Source organism: Streptomyces sp. 549, assembly GCF_030124175.1.
Classification (GTDB): Bacteria; Actinomycetota; Actinomycetes; order Streptomycetales; family Streptomycetaceae; genus Streptomyces.
This window is the reverse complement of sequence record NZ_JASKMT010000029.1, coordinates 51,795-67,517: the sequence shown is the minus strand read 5'-3', so window position 1 is coordinate 67,517 and position 15,723 is coordinate 51,795. Positions and strand designations below refer to the sequence as shown.

Sequence of the window (15,723 nt, the reverse complement as noted above, 5' to 3'; positions counted from 1 at the left end):
TCTTCACCCCCCACGCAGTACCCCACCCCCCACGCAGTACCTCCTCACCCACATCGCCCCACCCCCAGTGACAACCGCCTGCCCTCATGGCCGCCTTCAGGCCCCCGCCGCCCCGGCAGTCACCCGCGTGACCGCCCGGGCCGGCATCGCTGCGCCCTTTGACCAAGCAGGAGTGAGCCGCATGACCCCACCCACCCTCACCGCCACACAGCCCCGACCTGCCGGTGACGAACCTCCCGCCGCGGGTCCTGGCAGTCCGGCGACTCGCCGGGGGACCTCCGCGGCCGCCGGCGGCCGTCTGCTGACCGCCGCCCTGGCGGCGCTGGCCTGCCTCGGCGCTCAGGGTGTCGCCGCGACGTCCGCCACCGCTTCCGGCACGGCCGAGTCCACCGCGACCGCATCCCCCGAAGGGGCCGACACCGTCTCCCGGGGCGTGACCATCCCCGCGTTCTACACCCCGCCCGCGACCCTGCCTGTGGCGAACGGCGCCCTGGTCAGGACCGAACCGCTGCGGCTCGCCCTGAGCCTGCCGGGACTCGACGGGCGCCGGCTGCCCGGGACCGCCACCCGGCTGATGTACAAGTCCACCGACTCGGGCGGCCGTCCCGTCGCGGTGACCGGCGCCTACATCGAACCCGCCGCCGCCTGGAAGGGCTCAGGACCGCGCCCGCTGGTGGCGCTGGCCCCCGGCACCATGGGGCAGGGCGACCAGTGCGCGGCCTCCATGGGCCTGGAGCACCCGATCAGGTTCAACGGCGAGACACTGTCGGTCGGTTACGAGGACCTGTCGATCTACCGGCTCCTCGCCTCCGGCATCGCCGTGGTCGTCACCGACTACGCCGGGCTCGGCGCGACCGACCGGCTGCACACCTACGTCAGCCGCCTCGACGGCGGGCACGCCCTGCTGGACGCCGTCCGCGCGGCCCGCTCGCTGGCGGGCACGTCCCTCACCCCGGCGTCGCCCGTGGGCCTCTTCGGCTACAGCCAGGGCGGCGGCGCCAGCGCGTCCGCCGCGGAACTGCAGCCCTCCTACGCCCCGGACGTGAAGCTCGCCGGCACCTACTCCGGCGCACCCCCCGCCGACCTGGTCCAGGTCATGCAGGGCATCGACGGCAGCGCGCTGGCCGGTGCCCTCGGCTGGTCGCTCAACGGCTTCCTGCAGTCCGACCCCGCCCTGCGGCCGATCGCCGACGCCCACCTCAACGCCGCCGGCAAGGCCGCGATGAGCGACCTGTCCACGATGTGCGTCGGCGACGCGATCCTCCGCTACGGCTTCAAGAAGAGCGGGTCCTGGACCGCCGGTGGCAAGTCCATCTCCGACATCGTCAAGAGCGAGCCCGCGCTGCAGGCCACGCTCGACGCCCAGCGGGTCGGCAGGATGAAGCCGAACAGCCCGGTCCGGGTGGCGACGGGCGTGCAGGACGACATCGTGCCGCACCGGCAGTCGCGTCAGCTCGCCGTCGACTGGTGCCGCAAGGGCGCCGACGTCACCTACGACGCGGTGATCCTGCCCAACCTCGGCGACCGGCTGCTCACCAACCACGTGGCGCCGCTGCTCACCGACCAGGGCAAGGCCATCTCCTGGCTGACGGACCGCCTGTCCGGCAAGGCCGCCGTGTCGAACTGCTGGAGCATGCCGCTGCAACCCTGACGGTTCGTGTGCGCCCCGGCCGGTGGGACGATCCCACCGGCCGGGGCGCACACATCCGAGGCGCTGAGGTCCCGTCCCCCGGTCCGTTCCCGCGGTCCCGTCCCGCGGTTCCGTCCCGCGGTCCCGTCCCGCCGGGCCGGTCGGCCCCGGCCCGGGTGGGGGCGAGGACTACGGCGTCGAGGAGCTGCCCTGCGCGGTGGCCGCGTTCCGCGGTGCGCAGTTGCCGTCGGACACGCGCAACCCCTTGTTGGCGCCGGCCGTCTGGCTCAGGAGGTTCGGCACGCAGGCGGCCCGGTCGAGCGTGTACGAGTAGGGGATGCTGACGGTGGTCGTGGACCGCATGTCGGGGCCGGCGGGGTTGTTGTTGCTGCCCGGTGCGGACCAGGTCACGTTGTCGAGCACGTTGCCGCCGGTCTGCCAGTAGCCGGCGGCGCTGGTGTAGAAGGTCCCCAGCACATCCTTGGAGTCCTTGAAGTAGTTGTTCTCCACCCTGGCGCGCGCCCCGGCCCGCGAGTTGATGCCGGAGTCGTTGAGCCGCAGGTAGTGGTTGTTGTACATGTGCGCGATGCCGCCGCGCAGCAGGGGCGCCCGGGAGTCGATGTTCTGGTAGAGGTTGTGGTGGTACGTGATGAAGCCGTTCGACAGCTCCGTCTCGCTGGACCCGACCAGGCCGCCCCGGCCGGAGTTGCGCAGGACGCTGTAGGACAGCGTCACGTACTGGGTGTTGTTCTTCAGGTCGAACAGGCCGTCGTAGCCCTGCGACTCGCCGCCCGAGGCCTCCAGGGTGACGTGGTCCACCCAGACGTTGCGGACGTTGCTCTCCATGCCGATCGCGTCACCGCCGTTGGACGTGGGCGAGCCCGACTTCTTCACGTTCCGGACGGTCACGTTCTGGATGATGATGTTGCGGGACTCACGGACGTGGATGCCCAGCTGGTCGAAGACGGCTCCGCTGCCGACGCCGACGAGCGTGACGTTGCTGATCTCCTTCAGTTCGATCACGTCTGCGGCGGTGTTGCAGCTGCCGCCCGAGACCTTGCTGGTGTTGCCGTGGTTGATCGTCCCCTCTACCTGGATGGTGATCGGGGTGCTGCTGCTGGCCCGGTTGCACAGGGCCGCGTGGATCGCGGTGCCGGTCGTGGCCCGTACCGTCTGCCCGCCCGCGCCACCGGTCGTCCCGCCGTTCTGGGACGCGTAGCCGGTGGCGTTGCCCGTCGCCGCCGACGCCTGGGGCGTCGCCATCACCACGCCCGTCGTGACTGCCACCGCCATCGTGGCCAGCGTCGCGTGGAGTCGCAGTGCGCCTCGTCGTCTCATGTCGTCTCCCCATTCGTCGTTGAATGCCGGGCCGTGCCGCTGCTACGTCAGGTTGTCGCCGCCGGAGCCGCCGAGGTTGCCGCCCCCGCGGCCGGGCGCCCCTCCCCGGGGCGGGTGGGCGGCGGGAAGGGCGAGGGGTTGCATAGAATCGGGTTCCATGTCGAAGCCTGACGAGTTGCTCGTCGAAGTCGCCGCCCTGGTGGAGTCCGGGCAGAGCAATCAGATGTCCCTGACCGTGGTCTCCGGCGGGACCGTCATCACCGGCCGGCTGGCCCCCGAAGCCGCCTGGCGGCAGCGTGTGTCCGAGGTGCTGACGGACTCCGCGACCCTGGGCGGTTTCTCCGCCGTCTTCAACACCCCGACAAAGCGGGACGGGCCACCCACCCACCTGCACTTCCACGTCGCCCGCATCCTGCAGGGCACGGTGGGCATCCCGGAGACAGGCGGCATGTACCGGGTGGCGATCGAGGACGTCAGCGCCTGGACCATGGGCGACTTCAGCTACTCCGACCGCTGAGCGAGCCCGCTCACGGTAAGCCGGTACGCACGGTGGGGCCCGTTCGGCAAACGTCGGACGGGCCTCACTGCGTTGCCGACTTCACCGGGAACCCTCCCGCTGTGGGCACCCACCGATAGGATTCTCCAGGTCCGCGGCCCTGCGGGGATCGCCGCGGCGGCCCGGGGCCGGGCAATGAGGCGACACGGCGGCAAGAGGCGGGACGGCGCATGCGGGAAGGCCGGTGGACGACGGTCACCGAGTCCGGGTTCGACCATGAGCACCGCGGTCTGGAAGCCATCCGGAAGCGGCTTCCGGACGCCGATCCGTGGCGGGCGTGGTCGAACTTCACCTTCACCGCGCACACCGGTCACGTCCGGGAGGTGGATCTCCTCGTCGTCGCCCCAGGCGGGGTGTACATGATCGAGCTGAAGGACTGGCACGGCTCGGTGACCAGCGAGAACGGCACCTGGATCCAGACCACACCGGGCGGCCACCGGCGTCCGCACGGCAATCCGCTGCACCTGGTCAACAAGAAGGCGAAGGAGCTGGCGTCGCTGCTGGGCCAGAACGGCCGGCGGGTGTGGGTCGGCGAGGCCGTCTGCTTCACCGACGGCGGCCTGCGGGTCCGTCTTCCCTCGCACGACCAGAACGGCGTGTACGGCGTCGAGGAGCTGGTGGCGATGCTCGAGCAGCCGCCGCGCGACGAGCGGCGGCGGATCACGGGCATCGGTTCCCGCGAGGTGAAGGCGGCGCTGGACCGCGTCGGTATCCGGCGCAGCGAGGCCGAGTACAAGGTGGGCCCGTACCAGTTGGAGCGGAAGTCCTTTCGACTCCGGCGAGACCTGGGCCGACTACCGGGCGAAGCACAGCGAGCTGCCCGAGGTGGCCCGCGTGCGGGTCTATCTGAGCGAGCGCGGGTCGGAGAAGTCGATCCGGCGGTCGGTGGAGAACGCGGCCCGCCGGGAGGCAGCCGTGCTCCAGCGGTTCCGGCACCCGGGTGTCGTCCACCTCAAGCAGTACTTCCCGTCCGGTCACACCGCGGGTCCCGCGCTGATCTTCGACTACCACCCGCAGACCCTCCGGCTGGACGAGTACCTGCTCCAGCACGGCAAGGGGCTCGACATCCTCGGCCGCATGGCGCTGGTCCGCCAGCTCGCGGAGACGATGCGGTCCGCGCACTCCAGCCGCATCCACCACCGCGCGCTGGCCGCCCGTTCGGTGCACGTGGTACCCCGTCCCCGGGGCCGACGTGGGCAGGCGGTCGGTGAGGACGCGGCCTGGCTGAACCCGCGGCTGGAGATCTCGGACTGGCAGATCGCCACCCAGCGCGCCGCCGGGACGGGTGACGGCAGCGGCAGCGGCGTGCACCGGCTCGCGCCGACGTCCCTGTCCGCGACGCACCTGCCGAGGAGTTCGGACCCCTATCTCGCCCCGGAGCTGACGGCGCTCCACGCCGACCCGGTGTATCTCGACGTGTACGGCCTGGGAGTGCTCACCTATCTGCTGGTGACGGGCAGGCCCCCGGCGGCCAGCCAGGCCGAGTTGCTGGCACGGCTGGAAGCGGGCGAGGGGCTGCGTCCCAGCTCCCTGGTGGACGGCCTCTCCGAGGACATCGACGAGCTGGTGCAGGCGGCGACCGCGTACCGGCCGGGGCAGCGCCTGTCGTCGGTGGACGAGTTCCTGGAGATGCTGGAGATCGTCGAGGACGGTCTGACCGCGCCGAGCGCTGTGTCCGAGGGCGCGTCCGAGGGCGCGTCCGAGGGTGAGGCCGCCGCGGACGTCGAGGAGAAGGACCCGCTGGAGGCGGTCGCCGGCGACGTGCTCGGTGGGCGCTGGGAGGTGCGCCGACGGCTCGGTACCGGGTCCACCAGCCGGGCGTTCCTGGTGCGCGACCTGGAGGCGGAGGCCCGCCGGACGCGTCCGCTGGCGGTGCTGAAGGTGGCGCTGTCGGACAGCCGGGGCGTGGTGCTGGAGCGCGAGGCCGAGGTGATGGGCCGGCTGCGTCCCGACTCGCGGGTGATCCGGCTGGTCGAGCCGGAACCGCAGCGCATCGTGAACCGAACCGTGCTGGTCCTGGAGTACGTCGGCGACGAGCGGGACACCGACGACCGGGCGGCGGACTCCGCCGAGTCCGGCACGCCCTCGCGCTCCCGCCGCCGGGACGAGACGGTCGCCCGCCAGTTGCGCGAACGCGGCCGGCTGCAGATGGACCAGTTGGAGGCGTACGGCGACTACCTGTTCGGCGCCGTGGACTTCCTGGAGGGCGAGAGCGTCTGGCACCGCGACATCAAGCCGGACAACATCGCCATCCGCATCCGCCCCAACCGCACCCGCGAACTCGTCCTCATCGACTTCTCCCTCGCGGGCTACCCGGCGAAGGACACCGACGCCGGTACCGAGGGCTACCTCGACCCGTTCGTGGGCACCCTGACCCGCTCCACGTACGACTCGCACGCCGAGCGGTACGCGGTCGCGGTCACCCTGCACCAGATGGCCTCGGGTGAGCTGCCCCGATGGGGTGACGGCTCGGTGCCGCCCCGGATGACCGACCCGGGCGAGTTCCCGCATCCGGTCATCGCGGCCGACGCCTTCGAGCCCGCGGTGCGGGACGGCCTGGTGGCCTTCTTCCGCAAGGCCCTGCACCGCGACGCGACGCGGCGCTTCCCCGAGTTGAAGCCGATGCGGGACGCCTGGAAGCGGATCTTCCTCGACGCCTCGCAGACGCCGCCGTCCAGCCACCGTCCGCGCCAGCCCGAGCCGGCACCCGTCGAGGCCGCCGCCGAGGGCGGGCGGCCCGCCATCGCGGACGCCGAGCCGCTCACCGCCGACGAGCAGCGCGACCGCCTGGCAGAGCAGGTCACCCGGGAGACCCACCTGTCGGCCGCCGGTCTCACCCCGGCCGCCGAGTCCTTCCTGTACGGCCTCGGCATCACCACCGTCGGCGGCCTTCTCGACCACAGCCGCAGCAAGCTGCTCAACGCCCCCGGGCTGGGCACCAAGACACGCACCGAGGTGCAGCGCCGCCAGCGGCAGTGGGGAAAGCTGCTGCGTGAGGCGCCGCTCTCCCCGCTCACCCCGAAGGGCCGTGCGGAGGCCAAGGAGGAGCTGGCCCAGCTCACCGTCGCAGAGTCGGCGATGCTGGGCGCGCTCGCCGTGGGCGAGGGCGGGGGCGGCCTGAGCGGTTCCGCGCTGCGCTCGGTGAGTCTGGACGCCCTGGCCACGCTCTTCGTGCCGGAGCTGAACAACAACCGCTCCAACAGCAACAAGGTCGAGATGGTCCGGCTGCTGCTGCGCCTGCCGAACGAGCGCGGCGAGCTGCCGGGCATCGGGGTCTGGCCGAAGCAGAAGGACGTGGCGGAGGCGCTCGGGCTGTCCGTTGGACGCATCCCGCAGATGCTGAAGGAGGAACGCAAGCGCTGGAAGAAGCACCCGGCGATCCAGGCGCTGCGCGAGGAGATCATCGACCTGCTGGTGGGACTGGGCCGGGTGGCGTCCGCCGTCGAGATCGCCGACGCCCTGTCCGTGCGGCGCGGCACCCAGCTCCCGGGCCGCGAGCAGCGCCGCGCGCTGGCCCTCGCCGCGGTGCGGGCCGTGGTGGAGGTGGAGCAACTCCAGCCGGAGGAGGCGGAGTTCCAGCACCAGGCGAACCGCAAGGCGACCGAGGACGCGCTGGCCGCCGGGCTGCTCGCGCTGGACGTGCGGGAGGGCGACGGGCCGGACACCCCGGCCGCCCCCGGCCTGCTCGACTACGCGTCGCGTCTGGGCCGGACCGCGGACCGGCTGGCCGGTCTGGAGACGCTGCCGACCGCCACCACCGTCCTGGCCGATCTGGGCGCGCTCACTCCGCCGCCCGGCCTGATCGAGTGGGACGAGCGGCGGCTCGTCGAGCTGGCCGCCGCCGCCTCGGTGAACGCCGCTGCCACACCCCGCCTGGAGATCTACCCCCGCGACCTGCCGCTGGTCCGGGCGCTGCGCCTCACCCAGGCCGGCCTGGTGCGGCTGATCCCCAGCGTTCCGGACGCGCGGCAGCCGGGCCTGCCGCCCGGCGACGTGCACGAGCGGGTACGGACGCGCTTCCCGGAGCTGGTCGTACCGGACGGCCGGGGCGGGACGACGCGTGAGCTGCCGCTCGGCGGCCGTCTGACGAAGGCCCTGCGCGACGCCGGTTTCGACCTCACCCTCTCGACCCGGGAGGACACCAGGACGCTGCGCTACCTCCCCACCCGGATGGACAACGCGTCCAGCTACCTGACGTCCGGCACCTCCCGTCGCGCCACCGACGTGGGCGCGATGACGCGGTACTCGGACGATCCGCTGCTGGCGGGCGCGGTCCGCGCGGACGAGCGCCTCACCGCCTCGGCCCGGCGGGACGGCTACCGGGTCCTGACCGTGCACGACGGCCGCACCACCGAAGCGGTGCGCAGACTGTCCACGGACCGCATCGGCGCTCAGCCGGTGTCGGTGACGGCGCTGTTCCTGGAGGCCCTGCACGCCCAGCGCTGCGCGGCTACCGGGCCGCGCTCACCGCGGGCGACGAGCCGACGGCCGCCGCCGTGCTCGCCTGGCTCGGCGGCCAGCCCCATGTGGCGGCGGCCCGGCGAGCCGCCGGGGTACGCGGCGACCTCGACCACTTCGGGGCGCTGGGCTTCCTGCAGGGGCTGCTGACCGTCCTGCGGGACTCCGGGCACCGAGGGCTGTTCGTGGTACTCGACGAGGTGGAGACGTTGCAGCGGGTGCGGTCCGACGCCCGGGACAAGGCGCTCAACGCGCTTCGGCAGCTCATCGACGAGGTCCACTCGGGCCGGTTCCCCGGCCTCTACCTCGTCATCACCGGCACACCCGCGTTCTACGACGGGCAGCAGGGAGTGCAGCGGCTCGCACCGCTCGCCCAGCGACTCGCCACCGACTTCACCACCGACCCGCGCTTCGACAACCCGCGCGCGGTCCAGGTGCGGCTGCCCGGCTTCACGCAGGAGTCGCTGATCGGGCTCGGCCTGACCATCCGCGACCTGTACGCGTCCGGCGCCGAGGCCCCCGACCGCGTCAAGGCCCTCGCGGACGACGCCTACGTCGCCGACCTCGCCGGGGCGGTCGGCGGCGCGCTCGGCGGCAAGGTCGGAGTGGCGCCCCGGCTGTTCCTGAAGAAGCTGGTCGGTGACGTCCTCGACCGCATCGACCAGTTCGAGGACTTCGACCCGCGCCGGCACTACCGGCTGACGGTCAGGAGCGGCGAACTCACCGACTTCGAAAGGAACCTGGCCCGCTCGACAGCCGACGACATCGACCTGGGGCTGTGATGGCACCGGCTGCGGACCCCGTCGACCGGCTCGACCCCGTCGTCCTGCACCACGTGGTGAACACCCTCGGCTGGTCCGACCTCCGACCGCTGCAACGCGCGGCCGTCGAACCGGTGATGGACGGCGACGACGCCGTCCTGCTGGCCCCCACCGCGAGCGGCAAGACCGAGGCCGCCTGCCTGCCCGTGCTCTCCGCCATGGCCGCGCAGAAGTGGACCGGCACGTCGGTCCTCTACCTCTGCCCGCTCAAAGCGCTGCTCAACAACCTGGTGGCCCGCGTCGACGGCTACGCCCAGTGGCTGGGGCGTCGCGCCGCCCTGTGGCACGGCGACACGGGCGAATCGGCGCGTCAACGCATCCGCACCGACCGGCCCGACATCCTCCTGACCACACCGGAGTCGCTGGAGGCCATGCTGATCGGCGTGAAGACGGACCACGCCCACCTGCTGGGCGGCATCCGGGCCGTCGTCGTCGACGAAGTGCACGCCTTCGCCGGCGACGACCGGGGCTGGCACCTCCTCGCGGTCCTCGAACGCCTGCAACGGGTAACACGACGGCCCATCCAGCGCATCGGGCTCTCCGCGACCGTGGGCAACCCGCAGCAACTCCTCACCTGGCTCCAGGGCTCGGGAGCCGGCAGCCGCCCCGGCCGGATCGTCGCCCCGGAGGGGCCGGGCACATCCCCGGCCCCGTCCGACGGCGGTCCGCCGGCCGCCGGACCGCCGCCCGGGGACGTCGTGCTGGACTACGTGGGGTCCCTCGCCAACGCCGCGAAAGTCATCGCCACCCTCCACCGAGGTGAGAAACGGCTGGTGTTCTGCGACTCCCGGCGGCAGGTCGAAGAGCTCGGCGCGGCACTCCGGGCCCGCGACGTCACCGTCTTCCTGTCGCACGCCTCGCTCTCCGCCGCGGAGCGTTCCAGGTCCGAGCAGGCGTTCGCCGAGGCACGCGACTGCGTCATCGTCGCCACCTCCACCCTGGAGCTCGGCATCGACGTCGGCGATCTGGACCGGGTCGTCCAGATCGACTCACCGGCCACCGTCGCCTCGTTCCTGCAACGCATCGGCCGCACCGGCCGCCGGCCCGGCACCAACCGCAACTGCCTCTTTCTGACCACCGACAAGGGCACTCTGCTCCAGGCGTCGGCTCTGCTGCTGCTGTGGGAACGCGGCTGGGTGGAGCCCGTCGTCCCGCCGCCCGAGCCGCGCCACCTGGTGGCCCAGCAGCTCCTCTCCGTGACCCTCCAGGAACACCGCCTGGGCGACCGGCTGTGGGCCGACCAGTGGAACGGCCTCGCCCCCTTCGACCGCTCCGCCGCGCCGATTCTGCGCCATCTGACCGACGAGGGCTTTCTCGACACCGACGGCGGCATGCTGTTCATCGGCCAGGAGGCGGAACGCCGCTTCGGCCGTCGGCACTTCATCGAGCTGACCGCCTCGTTCACCGCGCCGCCGCAGTTCACCGTGCTCTCCGGGCGCGCCGAGATCGGCCGGATGGACCCGGCCGTGCTCACGGAGGAACGGCCCGGCCCTCGGCGGCTGCTGCTAGCCGGACGCAGTTGGCAGGTGAACCACATCGACTGGGGACGCAAGCGCGTCTTCGTCGAACCGGTCGACAGCGGCGTCGCCAAGTGGTCGGGCGGCACGCCCTCCGGCCTGTCCCACGCGCTGACGCGGGCGATGCGAGAGGTGCTGCTGCGCGCCGGCCCGGCCGTCGCCCTCACCCGCAGGGCCGAGAGTCACCTCCGGGAGTGGCGCGAGGAGCAGGGCCCGCAACTCGTCCACCCCGACGGCACTCTCGTGACGCGGCAGGGGAACGACGTGCGATGGTGGACGTGGGCGGGGTACCGCGCCAACGCGACGCTCGGCGCGACCCTGCCATCCGTCACCGATCCGGTGCAGCGCCCGACGGACTGCTGGGTGCGTCTCCGGGAGGACCTCACTCCGGAGATGTGGCGTGCGGCGCTGGCGACGGCGGAAGCCGGTCCGGCCCTCGTCCTACCCGACGTCGACGAACGCGCGGTACGCGGCCTGAAGTTCTCCGCCGCGCTGCCCCTGCGCCTGGCCGTCGCCACGGTGGCGGCACGACTCGCCGACTTCGACGGCGCACGCGCCGCCCTCACGGAACCGACACGGCTCCACACCGCCGAAAGCCGCTGATCACGACGAGCCACGCGCGGCGATCCGACGGGCTGCGGCCGCCGGGCGTTTCGCGCGCCAATGTCGGCATCGGTTTCGGATACCGAGGCATGCCCGACCCCGGCGGGAAACAGCCTGTCAGGCCGTGTGACCAGCGTGGCGGTGGTGATGCCCTGCTCGGCGAGGATCCGGCAGGCGTTCTCCGACCGGGCGCCGGAGGCGCAGGCGACCAGGACGTCACTGCGGTCTGCGGCGTGGCGGATGTCCGGCAGGGCTCGCCGGACCTGGTCCAGGGGGACGTTGAGCGCACCGGGCAGGTGGCCGCCGGCGTACTCGCCGGGGGTGCGGACGTCGACGACCGTCAGTTCGTGCAGCCGGGTGCGCCTCGTCGGTGGCGAGAGTGGTGGGGATGGTCATGCTGGGTTCATCCTTGTCTGTTGGCTGGTGGGCCGGAGCACCGCGCCGGGAGTGGAGGGGCGGGTTCGCGACGATCGCGACCGGTTTCGTCGCCCCGGCCTGATTGCGCTTGGTGGAACCTGATGTGCCCGACGGCATACGCGCTCAGAAGAAGACGTCGGCGAGCATCAGGATCGCCACCGCGAGCAGGACACTGGCGAAGATCCTCTGCAACGTGACGCCGGTGATCCTCGTGGCCAGCCGCTTGCCGTCCCACGCGCCGAGGATCGCGGCTGCGGTGAAGGGGGCGATCACCTCCCAGCGCAGATCGCCGCCGGTTCCCATCCGCGCTACGAGCGCGGCGAGGGAGTTGATCGTGATGACCAGCAAGCTGGTGCCGACCGCCTGCCTCATGCGCAGGCTGAGCACGCCCACCAGGGCGGGGACGGCGAGAAACCCGCCGCCCACGCCCAGGAAGCCGGTCACCGCTCCCAGCCCGGCCCCGGCCCCGGCCGCCTTGACGGGCCGGACGCGCTTCGCCGACCCGGCGCGGGAAGGCCTCAGCATCCGCAGCGCCGCGAGGGCCGCCACTGCCGCGAACGCCCCGGTGAGCACGGCTGCCGGTACTCGTCCGGCAGCGGCACCCGCGAGGAAGGCGGGGCCGATGCCCGCCGCGGCGAACAGGGCACCTGTCCGCCACGCCACGTTGCCGTCACGGCCGTGGGGATAGAGGGCGGTTGCCGAGGTCGCCGCGACGATGAGGAGGCTCGCCGTGGTGGCTGCCACAGGAGAGAAGCCGAGCAGGTAGATCAGTGCGGGGACGGCCAGGACGCTGCCGCCGCCGCCGAGAGCGCCCAGCGCAAGACCGACGACGGCCCCGGCGGCGAGGGCGAGAACAAGCTCACTCACGTGATCGAGCCGCTGTTCCCACACTCGTCGACCACCGGGTGCCCGGCGGCGATCCACGCGCGCATGCCTCCCTCGACGTCCACGGCGTCCGCGCCGCGCTCGACGAGAAGCTGTGCCGCGCGCTGTGACCGGTGCCCGCTGCGGCAGACCACCACCAGCGGACGTCCCTGCGCCTGGCGCGGGAGCGACGCGCCCGCGGCCAGCCCGGTCAGCGGGGCGTGCACCGCGCCGGGCGCGTGGCCGGCCCGCCATTCGGAATTCTCCCGGACGTCCAGCAGGACGGCGTCGGCCTGGCCGCCACCGGTGCGCCGACGGGCCTCCTCAACCGGGAGTCGCTCGGTGTTCCTTCGGGACAGGAACATGGGGTTGTCGCCTCCTTGTCCACAGGGGTACGGGGTCTACAGGTGCGGGGCCCACGGGTGTGCGGGTCAGGAGTCGACGACGGTGAGGCCGGCGTCCGCCGCGGGGTCGAAGCCGTCGTCGACGGCGACCACCTCCCGTCCCGCCGCGTCCAGGAGCGACGCGGCGATCCCGGCACGCATGCCTCCGGCGCAGTGCACCCACACCGTGCCCGGTGGGACCTCGCCGACGCGTCGGTGCAGCTCGTGGATGGGGATGTGCGTCGATCCCTCGATCCAGCCCTCTGACCGCTCGGAGTGGCGGCGCACGTCCAGCACGACGACGGCACCCGCTTCGGGGTCCTGCTCCGCCAGCCCTGCGAACGTCGAGCGCGGGAACGAGGCCGGCTGCTCCCCGCCGCGCAGCCAGTCGCCGGGTCCGCCGGTGGCGGCGGAGGCCGGGCGGTCGATGCCGACCCGGACCAACTCGCGCTGGGCGGCGGCCAACTGGTCGGCGGACTCGGCGAGCAGGGTGACCGGCTTGCCCCACGGGATCAACCACGCCAGGTAGGTGGCGAGCTGACCGTCCGCCTCGAAGTTGAACGAGCCCGCCACATGCCCTTCGGCGAAGGAGACCCGGTTGCGCAGGTCCACCACCCACTCCCCCGCCGCGAGCCGTGCCGCGATCTGCGCCGGGTCCGCGACGGCGGGAGGCGTCAGGTCGACGGGCGCGGGGCCGGCCGCGTTGGACGGGCCCACGTGGGCGTAGTAGGCGGGCACGTCGTCCAGTCCGGCCAGCAGATCGGCGACGAAGGTCTCCACGTCCGCGGTGAGGGCCGTGTTCGCGGCCTTCTCCTTGCCGATGGTGGTGGAGTCGCCGTCCGCCTGCACGGACGAGCAGAAGCTGCCGAAGCCGTGCGTGGGCAGCACCGCCGTCCCGTCCGGCAGGCCGGACGCCAGGCGATGCGCCGAGGCGTGCTGGGCTCGGGCCAGCTGTTCGGTGAGCCGCGGTTCGACCAGGTCGGGCCGGCCCACGGTGCCGATCAGCAGCGAGCCGCCGGTGAACGCGGCCACGGGGTGGCCGCCGTCCCGCAGGACGTACGAGGTGTGGTGCGGGGTGTGGCCGGGGGTCGCCATGGCGGCCAGCGTGAGACCGGCGTCGACGTCGACGGTGTCACCGTCGGCGACCGGAACCCGGGCGAAGGAGACCCGGGCAGCGGCCGGGACCAGGTAGGCGGCTCCGGTGATGCGCGCCAGTTCCAGACCGCCGGTCACGTAGTCGTTGTGGAGGTGCGTCTCCACCACGTGGGTCACTCGCACTCCCCGGCGGGCGGCGGCACTCAGGACGGTGTCGATGTCGCGGGGCGGGTCGACGGCGACCGCCGTCCGCTCACCCCCGGCCAGGTAACTGCGGTTGCCCAGCCCTTCCAGCTCGATCGTGTCGACGAAGAACACGCGGATACTCCTCTCATTCGAGAATCTCATCCGATCAATTACCCCTGGGGGTATACGTCGACACTAGCACTTTTACCCCCGGGGGTATACCGGATCGATGCGTCCGCCGCGGTCACCACGGACGGGACGGAGCCGGGCGGGATCGGACTCCGGGGCGACCTCCGCTCTGCACGAGGGAGTTTCGGCGCCTCGACCGGCAGGATGGGGCCCGGTCGTCCTCGCCCCGGCCGTCCTCGCCCCGGCCGCCGAACCGCTCGGCCCGGACTGGGGTGTACCTCCGCCCGACACGGGGACGCCAGTCCCGTGTTCAGATATCCCATGCCCAGAACGGAAGGAACCCAATGACCGACTCCTGCCGCGTGCCAGGGCTGCCCTTCGTGCTCTCGCCGTCGACCAAAGAGGCGTGGACCGTGGACGAGGCGTCCGGCACGGTGACGGTCACGGCTGCCGCCCGCAGCGACATCTTCATCGACCCGGGAGCGGACCCCCGGAGCGACGCCGAGCCCGTGCTGAACGCGGCGACCCTGCTCGGTGTCCCCCCGGAGGGGGACTTCCGGTTCAGCGCACGCGTCGCCGTCGACTTCGCCTCCGCGTTCGACGCGGGCGTGCTGCTGCTGTGGTTCGACGACCACCACTGGGGCAAGCTCTGCTTCGAGTACTCGCCCGACGGCGAGCCCATGGTCGTCTCCGTGGTCGCCCGCGGCGTCGCGGACGACGCCAACGCCTTCGTCGTCGACGGCCGGGAGGTGTGGCTGCGTGTGTCCCGCATCGGCCACGCCTTCGCCTTCCATGCCTCTCTCGACGGAACGACGTGGCGGATGATCCGCTACTTCGCCCTCGGCGACAGTTCCACGCCCGTCTCCCTCGGCTTCGAGGCCCAGTCGCCGACCGGCGACGGCTGCGGCGTCGCCTTCGACGACATCCACTTCACCGGCGAGCGTCTGAGCGACCTGCGGGACGGCTCGTGACGGGACCGTAGGAGAGAGCGAACAGCGCACTTCCGCCCGACGTCCGGAACCGGCCCCCGAAGGTAGAGAGAATCCGACCATGGCCCACCCCCACCTGCCGACCACCGAGGCGGCAGTGACCGCGATACGCGAGATCGCGGTCGACTTCGGCCTCTCGGTGAGCGTCACCGACGACATCGGAGCCGACCAGACTTCGCGTCGCACGTCCGCTGCCCTCTTCACCACCCTCGATCCAGACGGCTCGCTGCCGCACGAGGCCTTCGTCGAACTGTCCGGCGTCCCCGCCGTGAGCGTCCGCCTCTTCCCCGAGGACGACGCGAAGATCACCGTGGACGACGTCGAGTTCCACGACGTGCCCCGCGACTCCGTCCCCGCCTTCCTTCGATCCGTCCACGGCGGGCAGGCCTACACGAAGGGGCGGTTCTTCCCGCCGGGCCAGTGGCTCGTCGTGCCGCTGCCCGGCGGCGAGACCTACAAGGAGCTGATCCTCAGCCTCACACTGACGCCCTGGCTCACACGCAGCGCCCGCCGCGCCTGAAGCCCCGCCGCGGCCGGTGCCGGCCCCCCGGCGGGCCGTCGGCAGGCGCAGCGGCTGGTCGGCCGGCAGGCGCATCCGATCAGGGGCCCTGTGGTGGAATGGCAGCTACCGGGCACACGGCACGGCCCGACCCCTCGCGCACCGGGAGGGGGCCTGAGCACCAGCGAGGAGAAGGAGTCACCGTGTCCGTAGGCGAGCCTGACGAGGGCGGCGGGCC

8 protein-coding genes and 4 pseudogenes are annotated in these 15,723 nt (G+C 72.5%); 7 read left to right on the top strand and 5 right to left on the bottom strand.

The genetic code is table 11. The features are described from left to right. The first annotated feature begins 181 nt into the window (after window positions 1–181). Window positions 182–1,651: a lipase family protein gene (locus QNO07_RS23870; protein WP_283994389.1), complete on the top strand. Its 1,470-nt coding sequence runs from the start codon at window positions 182–184 to the stop codon at window positions 1,649–1,651. Between the two features lie 203 nt (window positions 1,652–1,854). Here the strand turns inward: QNO07_RS23870 and QNO07_RS23865 are convergent. Beyond that, a pseudogene (locus QNO07_RS23865) lies at window positions 1,855–2,968 on the bottom strand (pectate lyase family protein); the annotation flags it as partial. Window positions 2,969–3,125: 157 nt separating this feature from the next. On the opposite strand from QNO07_RS23865, the gene QNO07_RS23860 reads away from it, so the two are divergent. From QNO07_RS23860 to QNO07_RS23845, 4 genes and pseudogenes are all read left to right on the top strand, one after another. Further along, window positions 3,126–3,485 (top strand): hypothetical protein, encoded by a 360-nt coding sequence (locus tag QNO07_RS23860; protein ID WP_283994388.1) that lies wholly within the window; start codon window positions 3,126–3,128, stop codon window positions 3,483–3,485. A gap of 209 nt (window positions 3,486–3,694) precedes the next feature. After that, window positions 3,695–7,985, top strand: a pseudogene (gene pglW, locus QNO07_RS23855) (BREX system serine/threonine kinase PglW); the annotation flags it as partial. After that, a pseudogene (brxD, locus tag QNO07_RS23850) lies at window positions 7,964–8,764 on the top strand (BREX system ATP-binding protein BrxD); the annotation flags it as partial. The pseudogenes pglW and brxD, both read left to right, overlap by 22 nt. Continuing rightward, complete coding sequence (locus QNO07_RS23845) at window positions 8,764–10,923, top strand: DEAD/DEAH box helicase (RefSeq protein ID WP_283994387.1); 2,160 nt, start codon at window positions 8,764–8,766, stop codon at window positions 10,921–10,923. The pseudogene brxD and the gene QNO07_RS23845, both read left to right, overlap by 1 nt. Before the next feature lie 131 nt (window positions 10,924–11,054). Here the strand turns inward: QNO07_RS23845 and QNO07_RS23840 are convergent. The 4 genes and pseudogenes from QNO07_RS23840 to QNO07_RS23825 all read right to left on the bottom strand — a co-directional run. Next, window positions 11,055–11,319 (bottom strand): annotated as a pseudogene (locus QNO07_RS23840) (rhodanese-like domain-containing protein); the annotation flags it as partial. Window positions 11,320–11,463: 144 nt separating this feature from the next. After that, window positions 11,464–12,207 carry a sulfite exporter TauE/SafE family protein gene (locus tag QNO07_RS23835; protein WP_283994386.1) on the bottom strand — a complete coding sequence of 248 codons (744 nt, stop codon included), beginning with the start codon at window positions 12,205–12,207 and terminating at the stop codon, window positions 11,464–11,466. Beyond that, window positions 12,204–12,569, bottom strand: a complete 366-nt coding sequence (locus tag QNO07_RS23830; protein WP_283994385.1) for a rhodanese-like domain-containing protein — start codon at window positions 12,567–12,569, stop codon at window positions 12,204–12,206. The genes QNO07_RS23835 and QNO07_RS23830 overlap by 4 nt, the downstream gene beginning before the upstream one ends. Before the next feature lie 66 nt (window positions 12,570–12,635). Further along, window positions 12,636–14,000: an MBL fold metallo-hydrolase gene (locus QNO07_RS23825; RefSeq protein WP_283994384.1), complete on the bottom strand. Its 1,365-nt coding sequence runs from the start codon at window positions 13,998–14,000 to the stop codon at window positions 12,636–12,638. Between the two features lie 341 nt (window positions 14,001–14,341). On the opposite strand from QNO07_RS23825, the gene QNO07_RS23820 reads away from it, so the two are divergent. Together QNO07_RS23820 and QNO07_RS23815 are read left to right on the top strand one after the other, a co-directional pair. Continuing rightward, entirely contained in the window at window positions 14,342–14,968 is a 627-nt protein-coding gene (locus tag QNO07_RS23820; RefSeq protein WP_283994382.1) for a DUF1349 domain-containing protein, read from the top strand. A gap of 79 nt (window positions 14,969–15,047) precedes the next feature. Beyond that, entirely contained in the window at window positions 15,048–15,506 is a 459-nt protein-coding gene (locus tag QNO07_RS23815) for a hypothetical protein (protein ID WP_283994381.1), read from the top strand. Window positions 15,507–15,723 lie beyond the last annotated feature (217 nt).

Excerpts from the sequence above, each read along its gene's own strand:
- QNO07_RS23870 (WP_283994389.1), top strand. The coding sequence starts at position 182 with ATGACCCCACCCACCCTCACCGCCACACAGCCCCGACCTGCCGGTGAC.
- QNO07_RS23860 (WP_283994388.1), top strand. The coding sequence starts at position 3,126 with ATGTCGAAGCCTGACGAGTTGCTCGTCGAAGTCGCCGCCCTGGTGGAG.
- QNO07_RS23845 (WP_283994387.1), top strand. The coding sequence starts at position 8,764 with ATGGCACCGGCTGCGGACCCCGTCGACCGGCTCGACCCCGTCGTCCTG.
- QNO07_RS23830 (WP_283994385.1), bottom strand. The coding sequence starts at position 12,569 with ATGTTCCTGTCCCGAAGGAACACCGAGCGACTCCCGGTTGAGGAGGCC.
- QNO07_RS23820 (WP_283994382.1), top strand. The coding sequence starts at position 14,342 with ATGACCGACTCCTGCCGCGTGCCAGGGCTGCCCTTCGTGCTCTCGCCG.
- QNO07_RS23815 (WP_283994381.1), top strand. The coding sequence starts at position 15,048 with ATGGCCCACCCCCACCTGCCGACCACCGAGGCGGCAGTGACCGCGATA.